Annotated in this window: 14 protein-coding genes, 1 tRNA gene and 2 pseudogenes; 12 read left to right on the forward strand and 5 right to left on the reverse strand. The window is 53.7% G+C overall.

Annotated elements, in window-relative coordinates:
- Positions 1–178 precede the first annotated feature (178 nt).
- Positions 179–1,567 carry a GABA permease gene (gene gabP / locus ABMD26_RS10370; protein ID WP_354309376.1) on the reverse strand — a complete coding sequence of 463 codons (1,389 nt, stop codon included), beginning with the start codon at positions 1,565–1,567 and terminating at the stop codon, positions 179–181.
- Positions 1,568–2,155: 588 nt separating this feature from the next.
- Here gabP and ABMD26_RS10375 point away from each other — a divergent pair.
- The 10 genes from ABMD26_RS10375 (at position 2,156) to ABMD26_RS10420 (ending at position 15,891) form a co-directional block, all read left to right on the forward strand.
- Complete coding sequence (locus tag ABMD26_RS10375) at positions 2,156–2,929, forward strand: ABC transporter ATP-binding protein (protein WP_354309378.1); 774 nt, start codon at positions 2,156–2,158, stop codon at positions 2,927–2,929.
- A gap of 15 nt (positions 2,930–2,944) precedes the next feature.
- Positions 2,945–3,688, forward strand: a complete 744-nt coding sequence (locus ABMD26_RS10380) for an ABC transporter substrate-binding protein (RefSeq protein WP_049861639.1) — start codon at positions 2,945–2,947, stop codon at positions 3,686–3,688.
- 56 nt (positions 3,689–3,744) lie between these two features.
- Positions 3,745–4,440, forward strand: a complete 696-nt coding sequence (locus tag ABMD26_RS10385) for an ABC transporter permease (RefSeq protein ID WP_049861638.1) — start codon at positions 3,745–3,747, stop codon at positions 4,438–4,440.
- Positions 4,437–5,126: an ABC transporter permease gene (locus ABMD26_RS10390; protein ID WP_049861637.1), complete on the forward strand. Its 690-nt coding sequence runs from the start codon at positions 4,437–4,439 to the stop codon at positions 5,124–5,126. Before ABMD26_RS10385 ends, ABMD26_RS10390 begins: the two co-directional genes overlap by 4 nt.
- Complete coding sequence (locus tag ABMD26_RS10395) at positions 5,111–6,313, forward strand: methyltransferase (protein ID WP_354309381.1); 1,203 nt, start codon at positions 5,111–5,113, stop codon at positions 6,311–6,313. The genes ABMD26_RS10390 and ABMD26_RS10395 overlap by 16 nt, the downstream gene beginning before the upstream one ends.
- 290 nt (positions 6,314–6,603) lie before the next feature.
- Positions 6,604–6,679, forward strand: a tRNA-Thr gene (locus ABMD26_RS10400).
- 231 nt (positions 6,680–6,910) lie between these two features.
- Complete coding sequence (locus ABMD26_RS10405) at positions 6,911–7,201, forward strand: hypothetical protein (protein WP_354309383.1); 291 nt, start codon at positions 6,911–6,913, stop codon at positions 7,199–7,201.
- Between the two features lie 1,196 nt (positions 7,202–8,397).
- A complete protein-coding gene (locus ABMD26_RS10410; protein WP_354309385.1) occupies positions 8,398–9,879 on the forward strand; it encodes a hypothetical protein in 1,482 nt (493 codons plus the stop codon).
- A 1,129-nt stretch (positions 9,880–11,008) separates the two neighbouring features.
- Entirely contained in the window at positions 11,009–12,100 is a 1,092-nt protein-coding gene (locus ABMD26_RS10415; protein ID WP_354309387.1) for a hypothetical protein, read from the forward strand.
- Positions 12,101–14,190: 2,090 nt separating this feature from the next.
- Entirely contained in the window at positions 14,191–15,891 is a 1,701-nt protein-coding gene (locus ABMD26_RS10420; protein WP_354309389.1) for an AIPR family protein, read from the forward strand.
- Positions 15,892–16,077: 186 nt separating this feature from the next.
- Here the strand turns inward: ABMD26_RS10420 and ABMD26_RS10425 are convergent, their stop codons facing one another.
- The gene (locus ABMD26_RS10425; RefSeq protein ID WP_354309391.1) at positions 16,078–16,983 is read right to left on the reverse strand and encodes an alpha/beta hydrolase; all 906 of its coding nucleotides are present in this window, start codon (positions 16,981–16,983) and stop codon (positions 16,078–16,080) included.
- A 260-nt stretch (positions 16,984–17,243) separates the two neighbouring features.
- Here ABMD26_RS10425 and ABMD26_RS10430 point away from each other — a divergent pair, with 260 nt between their 5' ends.
- Positions 17,244–18,260 (forward strand): SMP-30/gluconolactonase/LRE family protein, encoded by a 1,017-nt coding sequence (locus ABMD26_RS10430; RefSeq protein ID WP_354309393.1) that lies wholly within the window; start codon positions 17,244–17,246, stop codon positions 18,258–18,260.
- Positions 18,261–18,296: 36 nt separating this feature from the next.
- On the opposite strand, the pseudogene ABMD26_RS10435 reads toward ABMD26_RS10430, so the two are convergent.
- Positions 18,297–18,452 (reverse strand): annotated as a pseudogene (locus ABMD26_RS10435) (type II toxin-antitoxin system RelB/DinJ family antitoxin); the annotation flags it as partial.
- A gap of 15 nt (positions 18,453–18,467) precedes the next feature.
- Positions 18,468–18,701: a DUF1127 domain-containing protein gene (locus ABMD26_RS10440; RefSeq protein ID WP_049861624.1), complete on the reverse strand. Its 234-nt coding sequence runs from the start codon at positions 18,699–18,701 to the stop codon at positions 18,468–18,470.
- A gap of 95 nt (positions 18,702–18,796) precedes the next feature.
- On the opposite strand from ABMD26_RS10440, the gene ABMD26_RS10445 reads away from it, so the two are divergent.
- A complete protein-coding gene (locus ABMD26_RS10445; RefSeq protein WP_049861623.1) occupies positions 18,797–19,651 on the forward strand; it encodes a LysR family transcriptional regulator in 855 nt (284 codons plus the stop codon).
- A gap of 34 nt (positions 19,652–19,685) precedes the next feature.
- Here ABMD26_RS10445 and ABMD26_RS22190 read toward each other — a convergent pair.
- Positions 19,686–20,105, reverse strand: a pseudogene (locus ABMD26_RS22190) (methyl-accepting chemotaxis protein); the annotation flags it as partial.
- Positions 20,106–20,200: the final 95 nt, after the last annotated feature.

Here is a 20,200-nt window from a genome sequence, read left to right on the forward strand (position 1 = left end):
CGCTGGCCAAGTTGGAAGCAGGATATCTTCAAGCCTCCGGCAGGCCCGAAGAACAGCGACATGGCGCAAAAAGAACACAGTTTGCGAGGACCGTCAGGGCAGTGACCTGTCCATCCTGGAACGACAAAGGCCGCTGTCATCACTGACAGCGGCCTTTGCGTTCAAGCAGTCGAATCGATCAGCGGCCCATCACTACCCGCGCATTACCGGCCTTGCGACGGCTGGAGACGATCAGGCCGGCGACGACGACCGCGATGGCCAGGCCGCCCGTGGCGAGGATTTCCACGCGGTGGTCTTCGCGCAGCGCCATGGTGGTCAGTACTGCAACGATGAAGAGGATGACCAGGTAGGTGAGGCCGGGGAACAGCCACATCTTGAAGTCGATCTTCTCACCGGCGATCTCGCGCTTGCGGCGCATGCGCAGTTGCGACACAGCGATCACCAGGTACACCAGCAACGCGATGGCGCCGGAGGTGGCGAGCAGGAAATCGAACACGGCGGCTGGTGCGACGTAGTTGGCGATCACGGCCACGAAGGCGGCGGCGGTGGACATCAGCACGGCTACCGACGGGGTGCCCGACTTCGAGGTTTTCTGTGCGGCAGCCGGCGCGTCGCCACGCTTGCTCAGGGAGAACAGCATGCGCGAAGCGGTGTACAACGCCGAGTTCAGGCAGCTGGTTACGGCGACCAGTACCACGATGTCGACGATCAGCTTGGCGTTGGGAATACCGATCAACTCGAGCACGGTCTGGTAGGAACCCAGCTCGGCCAGGCGCGGGTCGTTCCATGGCACCAGGGCCACCACCAGGAAGATCGATACGAGGTAGAACAGGAAGATCCGCCAGATCACCGAATTGGTGGCCTTGGAGATCTGCTGACCGGGGTTCTTCGATTCGGCGGCGGCGATGGTGACGATTTCGGTGCCCATGAACGAGAACATGGTGGTCAACATGGCAGCGACGACGGCGCCCAGCCCGTTGGGCATGAAGCCCATGGTGTCGGTGAGGTGGCTGACACCGCTGACCTGGCTGTTGGGCATGAAGCCGAACACCGCGCCCAGGCCCACGACGATGAAGGCGATGATCGCCAGCACCTTGATCAGCGCGAACCAGAACTCGAATTCACCGTAGTTCTTCACGCTGAACAGGTTGGTTACCGTCAGCACCAGGGTGATCACCAACGCGAACACCCAGTGCGCAACGTCGGGAATCCAAGCGTGCAGAATCGAGGCGGCGGCGTTGGCTTCCAGCGGGATTACCAGCACCCAGAACCACCAGTACAGCCAGCCGATGGAGAAACCGGCCCAATGGCCGATGGCTCGGTCGGCGTACGTGGAAAACGAACCGGTGTCAGGCGAGGCAACGGCCATTTCACCCAGCATGCGCATGACCAGTACCACCAGGCTACCGGCAGCGGCATAGGCCAGCAGCACGGCAGGGCCGGCAGCAGCGATGGCGTGGCCGGAACCTACGAACAGGCCGGCACCGATCACACCGGCGATCGACAGCATAGTTACATGACGCGGCTTGAGTCCCTGAGCGAGACCTGTGGAATTCTGCGTACTCATAAAACTACCTTTGCGAAAAATAGCGTTCTGTCCGGCGGTGATGGCGACCCTTGTGCAAAGTCCGCTACACCCCGTTCCATATCTTTTACGCAATAATTGCGCCAAATTGTACCAAGGTATATCCTGCCGCCCTGAATCGGACCTCTCGACCGATCGTGGCAAGGGATTGAATCCGTTGAGGTTTGCCCTTGTGGCTCCTGCGCATTACCGAACTACTCAGCCTGGGTCGTTATGCCGCACCAAAAAACGACGTCGGTAACACCCTCGCACAAAAACAGTGCAACCTAAAGGCGCAACTTTTGCGCGGACAATGCACGACTCAGGTGCTACTTCGTGCCACCTGCCTCTCATCGCGCCATTGAACATCCCCTGCATTCGCGCTTTCCTCGTCCCGGCAAAACTGGCAACATCGCGCCTTTTTACCGCGCCCTGCCCGTCCGAAGTCCTGCCACAGTGCCCTTGCACCGTGCATCAGGCACTCGAGAACCCAGCTGCACGTTCAGTCCCGCCATCCGCGCTATGCTAGCTGTGCGCCTGGCTGTTCATGTCGACGATGGCAGGCCGCACACGCCTATATGAGGACCGCACATGGCTCAGGCCACGCCCGCTCTGGAAATCCGTAACCTGCACAAGCGCTACGGTGCACTGGACGTGCTCAAAGGCATATCGCTGGCCGCCAACGACGGCGCAGTGATCTCCATCCTCGGTTCATCCGGTTCCGGCAAGTCGACTCTGCTGCGCTGCATCAACCTGCTGGAAAACCCCCATCAGGGCGAAATCCTGGTGGCCGGTGAAGCGCTCAAGCTCAAGGCCGCACGCAACGGCGAGCTGATTGCCACCGACAATCGCCAGATCAACCGGCTGCGCAGCCAGATCGGTTTTGTGTTTCAAAATTTCAACCTGTGGCCGCACATGAGCGTGCTCGACAACATCATCGAAGCGCCGCGCCGCGTGCTCGGCCAGAGCCGCGCCGAAGCGGTCGAGGTAGCCGAGGCGCTGCTGGAAAAGGTCGGTATCGCCGACAAGCGCCACGCCTATCCGAACGAGCTTTCCGGCGGTCAGCAACAACGTGCGGCGATTGCCCGCACCCTGGCCATGCAGCCCAAGGTTATCCTGTTCGACGAGCCGACCTCGGCGCTGGATCCGGAAATGGTCCAGGAGGTGCTCTCGGTTATTCGCAACCTGGCCGAAGAAGGCCGTACCATGCTGCTGGTGACACACGAGATGGGCTTCGCCCGGCAAGTCTCCAGCGAGGTGGTGTTTCTGCATCAAGGTCTGGTGGAAGAGCAGGGTACGCCCGAGCAAGTATTCGACAACCCCTTGTCGGCGCGCTGCAGGCAGTTCATGTCCAGCAACCGCTAACGGAGCAATAACAATATGAACATCAAGAAACTCTTTCTGGCGGTTGCCGCCACACTGCTGGTCAACGGCGCGGCCATGGCGGCCGAAAAACTGCGCATGGGCGTGGAAGCGGCCTACCCACCGTTCAACAGCAAGGACACCAGCGGCCAGGTCGTGGGCTTCGACGTCGACATCGGCAAGGCCCTGTGCGCGAAGATGGAAGTGGAATGTGAAGTGGTCACCTCCGACTGGGACGGCATCATCCCCGCGCTGCAGTCGCAGAAGTTCGACTTCCTGGTGTCGTCCATGTCGATCACGCCCGAGCGCTCGGCAGTGGTGGACTTCACCAACCCCTACTACAGCAACAAGCTGCAGTTCATCGCCAAGAAGGGTGTGGACTTCCCCATCGACCGCGAAAGCCTGGAGAACAAATCCATCGGTGCCCAGCGCGCGACCTTGTCCGGCACCTGGCTGGAAGACAAGTACGGTATCGAGGCTCAGCTCTATGACACCTCCGAAAACGCCTTCCTGGACCTGAGCAGCGGCCGCCTCGATGCCATCCTGGCCGACAAGTACGCCAGCTACGACTGGCTGAAAAGCAAGGCCGGCCAAGACTTCGAGTTCAAGGGCGATGCAGTCGAGGAAAGCGACAAGATCGGCATTGCCGTCCGCAAGGGCGACGCCCTGCGCGAGAAGCTGAACGCGGCACTGCAGGAAATCATCGCTGACGGCACCTACAAGAAGATCAACGACAAGTACTTCCCTTTCAGCATTCTCTGACAGCCCGGCAGGCGTCGACCTACAAGGCCGACGCCTGCCCCTGAACAAGCCTGCCCATGAACATCGATCTCTATGGCTTCGGCCCTGCGCTTGCCGCAGGCGCGCTGATGACCGTCAAACTGGCCCTCAGCGCCCTGTGCCTGGGGCTCTTGCTGGGCCTCGCCGGAGCTCTGGCGAAAACCTCGCGCAACCGCCCCTTGCAGTGGCTCGGCGGGTTCTACTCGACACTGGTACGCGGCATCCCCGAACTGCTGTGGGTGCTGCTGATCTACTTCGGCACCGTCAACGGCCTGCGCAGCTTCGGCCTGGCGCTGGGCGTCGGCAGTCTGGAGCTCAGCCCTTTCGCCGCTGGCGTGATTGCGCTGGGCCTGTGCTTCGGCGCCTACGCCACCGAGGTTTTCCGCGGCGCAATCCTGGCCATTCCCAAAGGCCATCGCGAAGCCGGCCTGGCCTTGGGCCTGAGTACGTCGCGGATCTTCATCCGCCTGGTGCTGCCGCAGATGTGGCGCATTGCCCTGCCCGGGCTGGGTAATCTGTTTCTGATTCTGATGAAGGACACCGCGCTGGTGTCCGTCATCAGCCTGGAAGAAATCATGCGCAACGCGCAGAACGCCGTCACCGTCAGCAAACAGCCGTTCACCTTCTATATGGTCGCCGCCCTGATGTACCTAAGCCTCACCGTGGTCGCCATGGTTGCCCTGCACTTCATGGAGAAACGCGCCGCGCGCGGCTTCGCGAGGGCTTCGCAATGAACTGGGAAGTGATCATCAAGTGGCTGCCGCGCCTCATGCAAGGCGCCACCCTGACCCTGGAACTGGTCGCCATCGCGGTGCTGGCCGGGCTCATCCTGGCCATCCCGCTGGGCATCGCCCGCACCTCGAAGAAGTGGTACATCAGCGGGCTGCCCTACGCCTACATCTTCTTCTTTCGCGGCACCCCGCTGCTGGTGCAGCTGTTCCTGGTGTACTACGGGCTGGCGCAGTTCGACGCTGTGCGCGAGAGCAGCCTGTGGCCCTACCTGCGCAGCCCGTTCTGGTGCGCCGCCGGGACCATGACCCTGCACACCGCCGCCTACATCGCAGAAATCCTGCGCGGCGCCCTGCAAGCCATTCCCAAGGGCGAGATCGAAGCCGCCCGCGCCCTCGGCATGTCTCGCAGCAAGGCCCTGGTGCACATCATGCTGCCACGAGCCGCCCGCATCGGCCTGCCGGCCTACAGCAACGAAGTGATCCTGATGCTCAAGGCCAGCTCGCTGGCGAGCACCGTCACCCTGCTGGAACTCACCGGCATGGCCCGCACGATCATTGCCCGCACCTACCTGCCGGTGGAAATCTTCTTCGCCGCCGGCATGTTCTACCTGGCCATGTCGTTCGTGCTGGTGCAGGCCTTCAAGCTGCTCGAGCGCTGGCTGCGCGTGGACGCGTGCCAGGGCCGCTGACCCTGCAAGGCGACCAGCTGCGTGAGCGCTTTCACGCACTGGACGCCTTTTTGGCCGCGCACGTCGATCTCTGGCGGCCCAAGCCCTTCACCCAACTGACCTTGCCTTGGGAAGCACAGTATCCCGAGCTCGCCACTTGGCTGCGCGCCCGTACCCTGGCCGACGCCGAGGCTGTGCATAACTCGCTGCTCGACCTGGACGCCCCCGCGCCTTTTCCTGCGTTGGCCCAGCAAGCACATGCGCTCAGCGCAGTAGGCCCGCTGCCGACCACTGACGTGCCCGCTGCCCGCCCCCGACTCAACGTCGACGTGCCCGGCCGCAAATGGCAACAGATCGAAGCCTTCGCCGCTGCCCTGCCCTTCGCCGATTCCACCAGCCACTGGCTGGACTGGTGCGCCGGCAAAGGCCACCTCGGCCGCCGCCTGCTGCGCGATGGCCAGCACCTCACCTGCCTGGAATACGACCCCGCACTGGTCGCCAGCGGCGCCCAACTCAGCACCCACCACGCCTTGCCCGCCCACCACCGGCTGCAAGACGTCATGGCCGACGACCTGCGCCTGCAAGCCTGCATCACCCCCGTCGCCCTGCACGCCTGCGGCGACCTGCACGTCCAGCTCATGCACCGCGCCACCCAGGCGGGCTGCCAGCACCTGGCTTTCGCACCCTGCTGCTACAACCGCACCCACGGCGCCTACCGCCAACTGTGCAGCGAACCCTCCGCCCTCTCCCTGACCCTCGAAGACCTCGGCCTGCCCCTGGAAGCCACCGTCACCGCCGGCGCTCGCGTGCGCCGCCAGCGCGACCAGTCCATGGCCCGCCGCCAGGCCTTCGACCTGCTGCAGCGCGAACAAAGCGGCACCGACCACTACCTGCCCTGCCCCTCCCTGCCCGCCGCCTGGCTGGACAAACCCTTCGCCGACTACTGCCGCGACCTGGCCGTACTGCAGAGCGTACCCATAGGGAATGGTGTGGACTTCGATGACCTCGAAGCGCGCGGCTGGCAACGACTGGCCCAAGTCCGCAACCTCGAACTGCTGCGCGGCCTGTTCCGCAAGCCGCTGGAGCTGTGGCTGGTGCTCGACCGCGCCCTGTACCTGCAAGAGCGCCAGCACACCGCACAGGTCGGCACCTTCTGCCCGGAAACCCTGACACCCCGCAATCTGATGATCATCGCCGAACGCACCTGAAGTCTGCGCAACCTGTGGATAACTCTGTGGGTAGAAGTGTGACGCGACGCATCGGTGCTGCGCCAGAACGCTGGAATGCAGACTGGTCATTTTTCGGTCATGTCCGATTCGCCAGCGAAAACAGTAGCTTGCGAACGATGTCATCAAAACGACCTAATCGGCGAACGGTCGACCGGGTTGGCATGCCGAATGTGCATAAGCACTGACGGGTTAAGAGCTAAAGACGAAGAAATTATGCCGCAGGGGGGTTTACTCGGGCGATCGAATGGCTATAATCAGCGCCCTCACTTGCCGGTATAGCTCAGATGGTAGAGCAACTGACTTGTAATCAGTAGGTCCCGGGTTCGATTCCTGGTGCCGGCACCATAGTTTGACGAGAAAGGCTCACCGCAAGGTGGGCCTTTTTTGTTTGTGGTTTTGGTCGGGGGTCCGACCCACGCACAACCCCTGTAGGAGCGGCCAGTGGCCGCGAAGGCGTCGGTTTAGTCACCGCTGCCGTAAACCCTTACCCAACATCTTCCTGCGCCCCGCCAAGCGAACGCCGCACATCCACAACTGCGACTACAGTTCCATGAGATCAAGGAAGCCAAACCCACCATGGACACCTTCCTCTTCCAAACCATCAAACTGATCATCATCTCGGCGACCGGTCTGTCCAAAAACGCCCTGCACATCCATGTAGGGATGGCAATCTACCTAGCCTTGGTCGTTATCATACGCCGCTGCCCGTTCTACACCGGCTGGACGGCTGTATTGGTGATGGCTTGCGCCGGAGGGTGGCTCGATGCACGGGATGACATTGCGACATTCGAATACTGGCGATGGGAGGCAAGCATGCATGATGTGTTGAACACATTGTTTTGGCCAACGGTGTTAACGCTGGTCTAGATGGTGAAGGTCCGCTGCATGAATATTCATATGTAAATACCAGTTGGTATCGGCCATTATTGGGTGCCATCTATACACATTGTTGCGGCAATCTGTTTGTTGAGCCAGCGATCTAAGGCACCCGTTACAACCGGCTCTGTCGGCAAAGATACTTAGCCGTTCCTAACGCTGCAGCCCTTATAGAAGGGGGTTTAGCCGTAAACCCCCTATTGATAATCGGCATGACAAACACGTCAATCACCAGTAACAGCGATGCAGGTGACGGTGCCGCAGACCACGGATTGGACTGCACCTAGCTGATACTCTGGCACGCCTCGATCATCGCTTTACTAACTCAACCTGACGCAGAATCTCGCGGAGCCGGTCTAGTCAGTCAATGCAGCCTCCACCCGCCTACTTCCATGGAAGTGCTCAGGAGGCAAGATCATGAGATGCCCAATCTACCGGTCGTAAAGAGCCGCCAGTCCCGCGTTAGTGGACAACCCTGACAGGTCGCAGGGCCTTACCCCCTGAAAACACTAACCATTCTTGGCTGGATGACTTGATGCGAGGAACGGGAAAAGTAGATGAGGTAACCGACATAGCATTAGACTGCTATTAGCTAGCGATGCAGCTGCTAGCTCGTCGATTAGAAAATCATGGGTATTCAATGATTAAGCGAAGCCTCAGATTGATAGCAAGGACCGACGGCAATCTACCCGCAGCGGCCGGTTGTGACGGTCGAGTCCCAAGCCGAAGCGCCCCCTTTGGCCCCTCACTCGTATCGACTTACGCCACTTCTGATCCGCTCCTTCGGTAGCCTACAACCAGGGGCTTGATGACTTTGAGGGTATAATCAGGAATAATCCGGCCGCAAGTAAAGTAGTTTCGAGACACGCCGGCGCGCCATGAGCTCTTTAAAAAACAATTTTTACAGATACTGAGCTTGTAGCTTAGTTATGCCTAAAGCATTACTCATTAGCCGGCTAGAGTCATTTGTAGGGCCGAGAATTTTATATGGTAGCAATCGGTAAATGTCAGTATGTCTTGATGGGATAATATGGGATGGTGAAGACGTAGCGGTTCACAGACTTCCTCTAAATATAACGCTGCCAGCCAAGAAAATATAATTATTGCCCTGTATCCAGGCGCGATCTATATGTATTAAAGCAGCCCTTACAGTTAGGCTTATTCATTTTTTTAAGTGGAATTTAAAGATGATTGATTACGTCCGTGAAGATTGGAAGCGACGACTGCTGGAAGCGAGTAGCGAGGTTACCAACAACGTAGCTAGCGTTAAGGCTTTCAAGGGGCTTCATAGAGAGCAGGCTGAGCGAGCTTTGTATTTTATACAGATGGCAAAAACTATCAGCAGCTTGGGACTCTCAAATCCGCATGAGAGATCTGCACTAACAATTGAACCGAGCCACCCTATTCAAACTGAACACTTGGATAGGGCGTTTAAAAACCTTAATCTCAATCAGCTTATTTCTAAAAACCACAAAGATTATAAGCTTTCACTGTTGTCACTGGAGATGTTGAAGCGATACGCTCCGGCTTCTGATGCAAAGAAGATGATTGAGAACGGCTATAAATCTGCACTGTATCTGCTTGATCCGTTATATGGTTTTGTTTATCTTCCAAAAAATGGCAAAATTCATAACCATTGTTTTGCGATTGATATCTGGTCGTCGCATCTAAACTCGATGCCAGGAGACTTAGCCCAAGGGCTGTGGAAGAATCGATCTGACAACATGTTATCAGGCGGTGCCTTTGCAGCAAGATTCTTGTTTAAAACTCTAATCCCACAAGAGGATGATCCAATCAAACAGGCCTCTCATCCCGTACTAGAGGTTAACTCAGAGTCGGAGCTTAGAGATTTAATGCAATCACTAAAAAGTTGCGCTGGGAGCACACCAGGTGTCGAGCTCTGGTTCCGGGGGCAAGGGCGGGATTATCAGACGCCAGATCGCTCCATTATATCAAAATTGGGAATCACTCCATACTCAAATATCAGGGAGTCCGATTTCACCCCATCCTTATATCGTAAGTATGATAGCTTCCTGGATTGCAGGGAAAATTATGAAAATGTCGTGCTGGAGCTGGCTGAATGGGTTAGCTTTGCAAATAAAATTCTTTCCGACGAAGGAAAATATAATTTAAAAGTTCAGCCTTCTGGAGTTGCTGCAGTTACCGCCAGTGGGCTTGAGTCCTATCAAAGAGGGTTGATCTTACAGCAATATGGAGCTCCGTCAGCATACCTAGACATAACTCATGATTATAATGTTGCAGCATGGTTTGCGACTAACAAGTGCTACATAAGTAATGGAAAAATGTCGTACAATGACTACTGTTGGCATGGCAAACCCCCTGAAGAATGGCCTACGATTTACGTTTTTCCGCTGGTTAAGGGTCTGCATACATATTTAGATCTTGGTTCAATTCTTACGGGTAGCGGCGCCAAAAGGCCAGAAAGACAAAAATGTGGCTTATTGGGTGGCGCTGGAAATCTAGCCAGAAATTATTGTGCTCGATACTTAGGCATGAAAATTAGGCTCGGTCCTAATTTTAAAGTTTCTAGCTCTTATCATGCAGAAGAATTTTTTCCCCCGGAGGCTGAGGATGAGGTTCTAAGATATCTGAAGGAAACCTGTTTGAGAGGTCGAGAACGTCAATTTCCGTTGTCAGAGCTTGGGTAGCAAATGGTTCACGTGCTTCTGCCTTATCCATAGGGATGAGGTGTAACACTTTAACTTCGATTAAATAACTTTATGAATAGGCTGATTGTGTCCGAGCGCTACATCGAGTTTCTTGTTGATGCCACGGGGAAGGCACCTCGTAACCTCAAAGAGTCTATCCGGCGCGTACGCGACGCCTCAGCTGGGTTCAGACAAAGCTGGTTGATTGGCGACAAGCAAGAAGCATATGAAACCAGCCAAGAAGCATTTGAACATCTCGACTATATACAAAATGAGTTATTAAGGCAGCGAGATGTATTAAAGATGAACGCTTCGTGGCAAAGCTCGCCTTTCAAGTCCGCACTCGCTTTATCAGTCGGAAACCTTATCAATGATGCCTCACTTTCTGATAGAGCTTGGTTCGTTGGGTTGAAGCAGGGGTGGGTGCGATGCCCGCGAATGCTTCAGCAGTCGGGCTCTCACTCGAAACTGCATTAAATAAGTTAAAGCATCGGGACACAATAGCACTGAACTTTTTTTTACCTCCTTCCGGCGACCACATCCTTTATATATATACACATGGTGGCATGGGGAAGTCGGACTCAATTTCAGAAATTAATATATTAGCGTTTTGTTCAGCGTGTAAGACAGCCGCCCAGCATATATGAGCTCTCGCTTGGGTTGTTTCAATCCGCCCGCATGTGAACTTCATCCTATAGTGAGAGACAATATGAAGCATCCTGAAGGTGGCCATTCATCCGTATGACTCATGGCCTTCTTATTTCATCCACCCCCTTATGAAGCTCAGGTAATACCTATAATGCGACAAATCCACTTTTCGTGAGCGCTGCCAGGTGCTTTAAAAGGTCAAAGGAGATTCGCCAGCTTTCATAGTTACTATAAAATAATATATTTAACTTGTATGAAGGCTTTGCGCTCTGCCATACCACATAATCTAAATGCTTGTGCTTTTTCTGTAAAAATATATAACCGTTGTTCTGCGCATGATTGTCTTATTGGCGCGGTTTTTGTTATTTATTGACCGAGCTCTCAAGCTTACTTCGCACAGCTTACAATTCTATGCTATTGCTATATGAGCTAGAAATGTGCTAAATACTGCATCGAGTGATTAATTGTTGATGGAGCCCATATGAAGACTGTATATGTTCTTGGCGCTGGGTTTTCGGTTGAGGCAGGTGCGCCGACCCAAGCGGCTATTCTGGAAAAAGCTTTTAAACTATTTAGCCAGAGACCAAATGACTTTGATCTTGAAAAGTTTTCCATATTTGAAAATTTTCTCAAGGTACAGTTGAATATTGCAGGCGATCAGCTTTCAGGTGTTGATCTTGAAGATATATTTACTCCACTAGATAGATGCCTTACCGAGAACTCGCAGTTTAGAGGCATTAGTCTTGATAAAATAATGAAAGTCCGCGAGGCGGCATTTTACGTTGTTGGTCGCACCATTCAAATTTTATTGAATGAAACAACTAATTCTAAAGACTATATAGATCATTTTGCGGAGTACCTTGCTAAATTATCGTCGGTGCGAGCTAGAGCTAAATACAAGCGAGAAGATCCTGTTAGCGTCATAAGTACGAACTGGGATATCTTACTAGACAACGCTATTTACAAATCTCTACAACGGAACGAGCAGTATGATGGCGTTGTAGATTACTGTTGCTACATAAGTTCTAGAGATGAAGGTGATACCACTGTGACCCCTGGGTTAGAAAAGCTCGGGCAAGGGGGATTTAACGTGAAGCTTCTGAAACTTCATGGATCTTTGAATTGGCTTCAATGTCCAAGGTGCGCAAGACTTTATGCTAAGTTTTTTGAGAAAGTGGCTATGCATCACTTCGATTTCTCCAATTCGTGCCGTCATTGCGACAATAATTTCCCAGAAGAAAATGGTAGGCATTTGCTTTCTCAGAATTTGATAATGCCAACTTATTTGAAGGATTTTTCAAATCCGCAATATAGAATCATATGGCAAAACGCTGGCATTGAAATTTCTGAAGCGGATCGTATTGTTTTTGTAGGGTATTCATTGCCGCAAGCTGACTTTGAAATGCGTCAATTACTTTCAAGAATGACACGAAAGAATGCAAAAATCCATGTGATAGACTATCTTGCTGAAGAGAAGCATGACTCGTTGAAAAAGCATTGGACTAGCTTTTTTGGAGATCGTGACATAGGCTTTAGCTTTGAAGGTGCGAAGTCATTTGTTTGTAGCTTATAGTTTTGGTAGCTTGTGGACAAGCTTGAAGCGACTTGTGTCTTACTCAAAATATAGTTGCTAAACCGCACTTAGTGTGAACGGCACCTCCCTAAGAGCAATGTTGATGCTAGCTGTCTTTCACCTTTGCTACTCGGCCGTCGACCACCGTGGGGACGACAGCAACACCGCAATTCGGGTCGCTATAAATTTTTCCTCGTTGTGAGGAGTCAAACAAACGCATGGAGGTAGTTTTAGAAGTAGAAATCTTTTTGTTCACATACAATATTTTTGAATTTCAACGGTGTGTGTGTCGATATGTCTCCTGGTGACGACATCGTAGCTCGACAAGAAAGGCTCACTGCAAGATAGAGTTTTTTTATGCTTTATAGTGGGCGCACGGACCCACGCGCAACACCTGTAGGAGCGGCCAGTGGCCGCGAAGGCGTCAGTTCAGTCACGTACCCCTCTCGCCTACTAACTCACTCAGCTCGTAGCCTTCGATACCGCAAATCTCAATGTTCATATCGACACTTTCATCGGCATTCGGCTACGACATCAATCGCTGCCAGCTTTCAGTGACTGGAGAATTAATCACTGATCGTCAGAATCGCCATGTGTGGTTGCGTATCGACGGAAAAATTTTGAAAGTACCGTTACCCCATTAAGTATACATCTCCCATATATACAGATCACCTCCCTTGGGGAGAAGCATGCTGGATATAACATAGTCCATGGGGTAATCCCGATAAGAACTTCTACCTCACCGACGAGAAAGCTGAACAACTTCAGGTTATCGCTAACTATCGGCTCCCATTTGAGCAAGCTCGTGCATCCTGTTAGATATGGTCCACGTAATGTGTTGTGAGTCGCTAGGTGAGCTATGAGCAGTCTGACTACCTCCGGTTAGGCTGTCCGCTCCTTTCTGATAGAAATCATCAGTAAGCCTTTACCGCAATTCTCTTCATGCTAATCGGCAAGACATACACATCGAAGCCGCCGGCAACGGAGGTGTAGATGATGTTGCCGCAGACCATGGATTGGGCTGCACTTGGGTAACTGCCAGGCAGACCGCTGTCATTACACAGCTGCCTCCACCCAACTTAGGATCTCAAGGCGCAGGTGTCGTCAGCCAACGTAGCCTCCGCCCGGCCACCGGTAGGTGAGCTGAGGGCCAGATCATGGGATACCTATACTTTCGGTCGTAATGAGCCGCCAACCATGCGTTGACGGACATCCCCACAAAACGCAGAGCTCTTGATCCCTAGTAACATTCAGGGCTGTTGGCGGCATTACGTGGAAACGTATTTAGGAAAGAGCGAAACATTCTAGTAATGGCATTAATTAAAAATCGAGTTATAAGCCTACTTATAAGTTACTCTAGAAAACTCCAGATCCCGTCGGGGCGCATAGTGATCGGCATAGCCAACCATTGCAACTAAAAATACAGCGCGGCCATTTTTAATACCATATGATTCAAAATTACCTGCAAGCCTTAGAGGTACCTGCCCATCTGACTCACAAGATGCACAAACTAAACAATTTATGCCTGCAACATGTACCTCATTCATACCAAAAGTGCGGAGCCTACTCGTCAGAAATTTGCCAAAACTCTATAGCCTGGAGAGTTTATCTGAGAATTTTATTGAATAAAATAGGGAGATAAGATTAGAAAAGCAAGGATTCAAATCACGACCCATGATTTTTTACAGCTAACCTTTAATCAACTCAGGTCTTCCGCGTTTAGAATCAATTGATTCTAAGCACTTATATGATTGCCCCCAATTTCATGCAAATCAAATTTATAAATGAGATCCTAGGACACAATCTATGTCGATCCCCAAGCCCTAGCACCCCAAAGCGGTATTTTATGCTGGTAATTCGTCGTGAGTGATGGCATATTGACCCCTTCAATCTTCAAGCTTGGTAAATCAAGTATGATTTTGGAGATGTTAAGCGAGAAAATTATTGCTAGATTTTGCTGTTTACGGTAGCGCGAGCAGTCAGAATCTCACGATGATAAAGGTTTGGCATGTACAAATAATGCTGTACGGATTTGTTGCATTGCTCGTTACAAATTTTCAGTGGATCATACATTATCTAGGGATAGAACTATGCACCTTGTAACCAAATCTTACTTTGATACGTTTTGCAGAGATTTTGGCGCGCCTTACGAAGAATCTAAAAATTTCGAAGCATTTGTCAGCTACTGTGCTTTATCTAAATACTCTGGAGACAAAGTCGAAGCTAGTGATCTTGTCTATGAAGGTGCCGATCCCGGAATAGATGGAGCGCTATTGTTTCTTGATGATCGCGTGGTACTTTCATCAGAAGAGCTAGATGAAATATTCGAAACGAGTAGGCGTGAATACAAAGTTACTATCATTTTAATTCAAGCAAAAAGATCGGTGAGTTGGTCGAAGCAGGAAATAGACTCTTTCGTGGCAGCAATTGTTGACTACCTATCAGAAGAGCCAGCGCAGCCTCATAGTCCGTATTTGGCCACATTCAAAGAAATGTTCAATAAGGTATTTGAAAATATCGGTAGAGTGCGTGGTGGGCTACCAGATCTTCACGCGTATTTTTTTTCGGCTGCTCCAGATACAGATGCGGTTGAGATTAATGCAGCATTTCAAGTTGGCGAAATCGCACTCAAGAAAATGGGGTACTCTCACGAAACCCTTCTTATCAAAGCGCATCGTGAGTTAATCCATCAGTTATGGTTATCAGCTGACGGACCAATGGAGGCAAGGTTGCCCACCGTAGGCTATGCCCCATTCCCTTCCGCGCCTGATATTAATAACGCATATGTAGCCACTGTAACCGCCCGGAATTTTATAGATTCGATTCTCAAGGACCCGAACGGAAATCCTCGAAAGAAGCTTTTCGAAGAAAACGTAAGGGATTTTTTGGGAGTAGATGTTGAAGTCAACTCAGAAATTGCCGACACACTTAATAGCGCCGATAAGAAACAACGATTTGGCCTTATGAATAATGGCATTACAATTGTCGCATCCAGCGTTAGACCTGCTGGACAGGAAATCTTCATTCGCGATTTCCAAATTGTAAATGGATGCCAGACGTCAAATATACTTATATCTTTAGATGCGCAAGTTGATAGCACAGTAAGCTTAATGATAAAGCTTATTGAGGCCGACAAACCATCAGTAATAGATGACATTGTGCGCGCAACAAATCGGCAATCTAAGGTAGAAGATGCGCAGTTTATATCCACACTAGATGCTTTGCGAGTTCTCGAACAATACTTTAATGCAAGAGGCGCGTCAGAAACAAATAGAATTTATTTCGAGCGGCGTAAGGGGCAGTATAGAGTAGAGAATGTCGCACCAGCGCGTATTTTTGACGCCAGGGAAGTTGCGCGCTGTTATGCCGCGGTTGTCATGATGCGACCTGATTTATCAAGCCGATATGCGAATAGATTGACAGGAGACCTTTTGAATGATGTATTCACTCAAGGTCAACACGAGGAAGATTACTACACCGCTTGCTATATCTATTATCTCCTCAGACTACTGACAGGGAACAAGAGATTCGACGGTAGGTACTCCAAACTTCGCTGGCATATAATGACAGCCGCATCAAAGTTTTGTGGAGCAATGTTTAAAAGTTTCAACTGCAAAACTAAGAATGAGGCTTTGTACAACTTGTTTGCTGCTAACGAGGGCATCTGGTTCGATAGGCTCGAGCTATTGATAAAAACCTCAATGCCTGATCCAGACATCTCACGCGACCTGCTCAAGTCGCCCCCTCTCACGGGAACAATGCTAGGAAATGTAGACTCTATAATCAGTTGATATACCATCAGCGATCCAATGCTGCGTAGACCTGCAGCATTGGAGATAGCTGAAAACCTAGTGCTAAAAATTAAAATCTTTGCATCCTGATTGATTTTCTATATAAGCATCATATACCCAAAAATATAATATAACCTTGTCAAACACAAATCTTGAGCAGCTAATATTCAGAATTTATCGAGCATCTCACAACCTCCCCAACCACTCCTCATACCGCCCCGGCCACTCCCTTGTCGGCGCATCGCCCCTCCCCAACCCAAACCCATGCCCCCCTGTCGCATACCGATGCATCTCCACAGCCACCCCACGCTGCTCACACGCCGCAGCCATGATCAACGTATTCTTCGGATCCACCACCGAGTCATCCTCCGCCTGCACCAAGAACTCAGGTGGTGTACTTCCAGTCACCCGATTCTGCACAGACCACTCAGCCTCTTCTTGCATCGACGCGTCTGGCCCCACCAGCACCTTGTGAGTCGAGGTATGTGTATAAGGCCGCTCCAACGTAATGGGTGGATAGATCAACGCCGCTCCTTCAACCACGGAGGATATCGAGTCGATGCTGTCCTGAGCAGAATAGGTCTGAGAATCGCCAAGCGTCGCGGTCATGCCCATCAGATGGCCACCGGCTGAAAAGCCTAGTAGCGAGACGTGGCTTTCCCGGCTGCGGACAATGCGCAGCGCGCGCTGTGCATCTTGCAGTGCGACGATGTTGCCGGCGTTCCAGCCTTCACTCGGCAAGCGGTAGGCCAGCACGTACGCGGTGTACCCGCGCTGCGTCAGCCAATCCGCCAAGGGCCATCCCTCGATCCCCAGTTCGATTCGTTTGTACCCGCCACCGGCAGCGACGATCACTGCTTTTCCGTTGGGTTTGACGGGTCTGAAGATCTGTAGGTATGGACGGGTGACGTTGCTTAGCGAGCCATGCGATGTGAGCAGGTGGTTGCCCGAGGGTCCGCCGCCCCCTGGCGGGACGTCGCTCCACAGCTGGACTGTTTCACTGTTGGCCGTTGGATCTTTGGCCTGAATGGCCGCTACTTTCAACATCAACACTGCCGTGCCGGCGCCTAGAATGAAATTGCGGCGATTCATGAAAGCTCACTCGGTCTATGAACAAGGGTTTTGCTTTTCCAGCCTGGGGCTTGTCTGGTGCGTTAGAAACACTACCTCAAATTTGAACAACCTACCTGCTCCGGAAAGTTATTCCTGCAGCGATGTATCGGCGCTCGGTCCCTGGCCCGCACCGTAGGCGATGAACCCAATGTTCAGTTGATCATCAAACTCAAGCCAGGTGCGGCTGACAAGCGCACCGACGGCAGCTGTGCCTACTGATTTCCAACGGACCTGAACACATGAATCCAACCTTTAAAAAACTGTTCCTGAGCCCTTCGTCCTGGTTGTTGGGCAGCGCGATTCTGGTCGCAGGTTCTGCCAGCGCAGCCACTGCAGCGGGGCCTGTCCGGCAAGTGGTCACCGATCCGGCGTTCAGCCAGTTGGTCGACGCCAAGGCCCGGGTCGAGCTGCTCACCGATCAGGCGAAGTGGGCCGAGGGGCCGCTGTGTCTGCAGGATGGTCGTCTGATATGGAGCGATATCAAGGCGAACAAGGTCAGCGGCTGGCAAGCGAAGGATGGCGTGTCGACCTGGCTGGAACCGGCCGACTTCCAGAACGGGCATACGCTGGACGCGCAGGGCCGTGTGGTCGCGGCGTCTCACGGCAAGCGCGGTATCGTGCGGCAGGAGGCCAACGGTGAGTGGCGGACTCTGGTCGACACGTACCAGGGCAAGCGGTTGAACAGTCCGAACGATGTGGTAGCCGATAACAGCGGCACGCTCTGGTTTACCGACCCCACCTTCGGGGTGCTGAGCAAAAGCGAAGGCTATGGCGGCACACCCGAGCAGGGTGGGGAGTTCGTCTATCGCTATGTGCCCGAGACCGGTGAGATCACCCGTCTTGATACGCCAGAAGTGCATTCACCCAACGGGCTGGCCTTCTCGCCGGATCAACAGCTGTTGTATGTGGCTGACTCGCAAATGGCCCATGACTTCAGCAACAAGACGCTGGCGCACCGCATCATGGTCTATCAGGTCCGCGACGGTCGTTTGATCAACGGCAAGGTCTTTGCCGAGATCGAGTCCGGCATTCCCGACGGTATCAAGGTGGATGCGCTTGGCAATGTCTGGAGCAGCAGCAAGGAAGGCATCCAGGTCTTTTCCGCAGCCGGCAAGTCGCTGGGCAAACTGTTGGTAAGCGCGAGCGATACCAGCAACCTGACGTTCTGCTCGGATGGACAAGGCAGTTGGGCCTATATCACCGCTGCCAACAAGGTGCTCCGCGTGCAAGTGGCGAAGGGGGTTACCGGGCGCTAGGCCAATGGCGAGGAGCGGGTGGTGACAACTCTAAGGCTATAGGTCATCCAGCGAAACATTGACTCGCTGAGGATTCGCCAACCGTTCCCGCATCGTTTCAAGCAAGGCTTCATCGTCCTCGGTGATCAAAACGGACTTGAAGGGCAACTGGCCGCGCTCCGCCATGTACTGCAGGGTTTGGCGTATGAGTTCACACGTCTGCCCCCCTCACTTGCAAAACGGATCATCCCAAAACGGGCGCTCGATCTCCTTATAGATATCCGCCCGGCTCAAGCCCAGGTCCTTGAGCCCGGCGTCACTCATCTGCTCCAGTTGATGCCGTTGCCGGGCCAGTTCATACCAGCGCGTGATGCGCTTCCATGGATTGGCAAAAGATCTTGCTGATTCACTTTGGGTGCAGCAGCTATGCGAAGCACAGGCACTCACTGTTTGACCTTTCATCTGCTCATCCTCCGGGTTGATGGCTTGATTCTCTGTTCAGGCTTAACATCAATCCAACGAATGTTTTGAATGCAGTGCATCTCAGAGATTGATCAATGTCCCACTACCAGAGCATCGATTCGGAAGTCCTGCGTACCTTCGTGGCCATCGCCGATGAGGGCGGTTTCACCAAGGCCGGTGAGCGGGTGAACCGCACCCAGTCGGCGGTGAGCATGCAGATGAAGCGGCTCGAGGAAGACGTGCTGTGTCGGCAACTGTTCGAGCGCGATGGCCGGCAGGTGAAGCTGACGGCCGAAGGGCAGATTCTGTTGGGTTATGCGCGCCGCATTCTCAAATTGCACAGCGAAGTGTTCACCACCCTGCGCGAGCCGCACATGGTCGGCACCGTGCGCATCGGCACTCCTGATGACTACGCCATGCGCTTTCTGCCGGGGATCTTGTCCGGCTTCGCTCAGGCGTTTCCGCTGGTGCAGGTGGAAGTGCATTGCGAGAGCTCCCGGCAGTTGATGCAACGCAAGGACCTGGATCTAACGATCGTTACCCGTGAGCCCGGGCGCGAAGTCGGCCAGTTGCTGCGCCAGGAGCGCTTCGTATGGGCCGAAGCCGAGGGCTTTTTTCTCCACGAACAAACGCCCGTGCCACTGGCGATGTTCAATACCGATTGTTTTTGCCGGATATGGGCGTGCAATGCCCTGGACGCCGGGCAGAAACCCTACCGGATCGCCTACTCCAGCCCCAGCCTCGCGGCGATAATGGCCGCGGTCGGCGTTGGCCTGGCGGTCACCGCACAGCTGCAGAGCCTGATCACGCCGGGGCTGCGGATCATCGGCGAAGCCGAGGGCATGCCCTTGTTGCCATTGGCGAGCATCATGCTGCTGCGCAACCCCGACACCCGGTCGCCGATGATCGATGCGTTGGCCGAGCATATCGTCGAGGGGTTCAGGCTTTGAGCGGTGGGCCCATCGTTTACCTGCTGGAACTCCCCTACCGCCGCGTCAACTCGGTCAACGTATCCGCAATCCCCTTGGTCCGCCTCGCCGTCCCCTCGGTTGCCTGGCTCGACGCCTCCAAGGTGTCCAGCATCTCCCTCAACGCACTCACTCCTGTGGACTGATCTTCGATCTGCTGAGCCACTCGCTGGATCTCGCTCGACAGCAGATCGACATCCACGCCGATGTCCGCAGCATTCTTGCGGGTGATTTCCGCCAGTTTGCGGACCTCGTCGGCCACCACGGCGAAGCCCCTTCCCAGATCGCCTGCGCGGGCTGCTTCGATGGCGGCGTTGAGCGCGAGCAGGTTGGTCTGGCCGGCGATCTGCTGAATCACCTGGACGATGGATTGAATCTGCAGGCTCGAACTGGCCAGGGCACGCGCGCCGATCACCGCTTGGTCGGCCTGCCGGGCGAGATCTTCGACGGTGCTGCCGGCCTGGGTGGAAACGGTATTCTGCCGGTCGATGGTGGCCGCCAGGTCGTCCATGGAGAGGTGCAGCTCGCCGG

Source organism: Pseudomonas sp. PvP001 (genome assembly GCF_040546375.1).
GTDB classification, from domain to species: Bacteria; Pseudomonadota; Gammaproteobacteria; order Pseudomonadales; family Pseudomonadaceae; genus Aquipseudomonas; species Aquipseudomonas coleopterorum.

What these genes read in the sequence shown, in the direction of transcription:
- ABMD26_RS10410 (WP_354309385.1), top strand. Translation starts at nt 8,398, where the DNA reads ATGATTGATTACGTCCGTGAAGATTGGAAGCGACGACTGCTGGAAGCG.
- ABMD26_RS10445 (WP_049861623.1), top strand. Translation starts at nt 18,797, where the DNA reads ATGTCCCACTACCAGAGCATCGATTCGGAAGTCCTGCGTACCTTCGTG.
- ABMD26_RS10390 (WP_049861637.1), top strand. Translation starts at nt 4,437, where the DNA reads ATGAACTGGGAAGTGATCATCAAGTGGCTGCCGCGCCTCATGCAAGGC.
- ABMD26_RS10385 (WP_049861638.1), top strand. Translation starts at nt 3,745, where the DNA reads ATGAACATCGATCTCTATGGCTTCGGCCCTGCGCTTGCCGCAGGCGCG.
- ABMD26_RS10415 (WP_354309387.1), top strand. Translation starts at nt 11,009, where the DNA reads ATGAAGACTGTATATGTTCTTGGCGCTGGGTTTTCGGTTGAGGCAGGT.
- ABMD26_RS10425 (WP_354309391.1), bottom strand. Translation starts at nt 16,983, where the DNA reads ATGAATCGCCGCAATTTCATTCTAGGCGCCGGCACGGCAGTGTTGATG.
- gabP (WP_354309376.1), bottom strand. Translation starts at nt 1,567, where the DNA reads ATGAGTACGCAGAATTCCACAGGTCTCGCTCAGGGACTCAAGCCGCGT.
- ABMD26_RS10380 (WP_049861639.1), top strand. Translation starts at nt 2,945, where the DNA reads ATGAACATCAAGAAACTCTTTCTGGCGGTTGCCGCCACACTGCTGGTC.
- ABMD26_RS10430 (WP_354309393.1), top strand. Translation starts at nt 17,244, where the DNA reads ATGAATCCAACCTTTAAAAAACTGTTCCTGAGCCCTTCGTCCTGGTTG.
- ABMD26_RS10405 (WP_354309383.1), top strand. Translation starts at nt 6,911, where the DNA reads ATGGACACCTTCCTCTTCCAAACCATCAAACTGATCATCATCTCGGCG.
- ABMD26_RS10440 (WP_049861624.1), bottom strand. Translation starts at nt 18,701, where the DNA reads ATGAAAGGTCAAACAGTGAGTGCCTGTGCTTCGCATAGCTGCTGCACC.
- ABMD26_RS10375 (WP_354309378.1), top strand. Translation starts at nt 2,156, where the DNA reads ATGGCTCAGGCCACGCCCGCTCTGGAAATCCGTAACCTGCACAAGCGC.
- ABMD26_RS10420 (WP_354309389.1), top strand. Translation starts at nt 14,191, where the DNA reads ATGCACCTTGTAACCAAATCTTACTTTGATACGTTTTGCAGAGATTTT.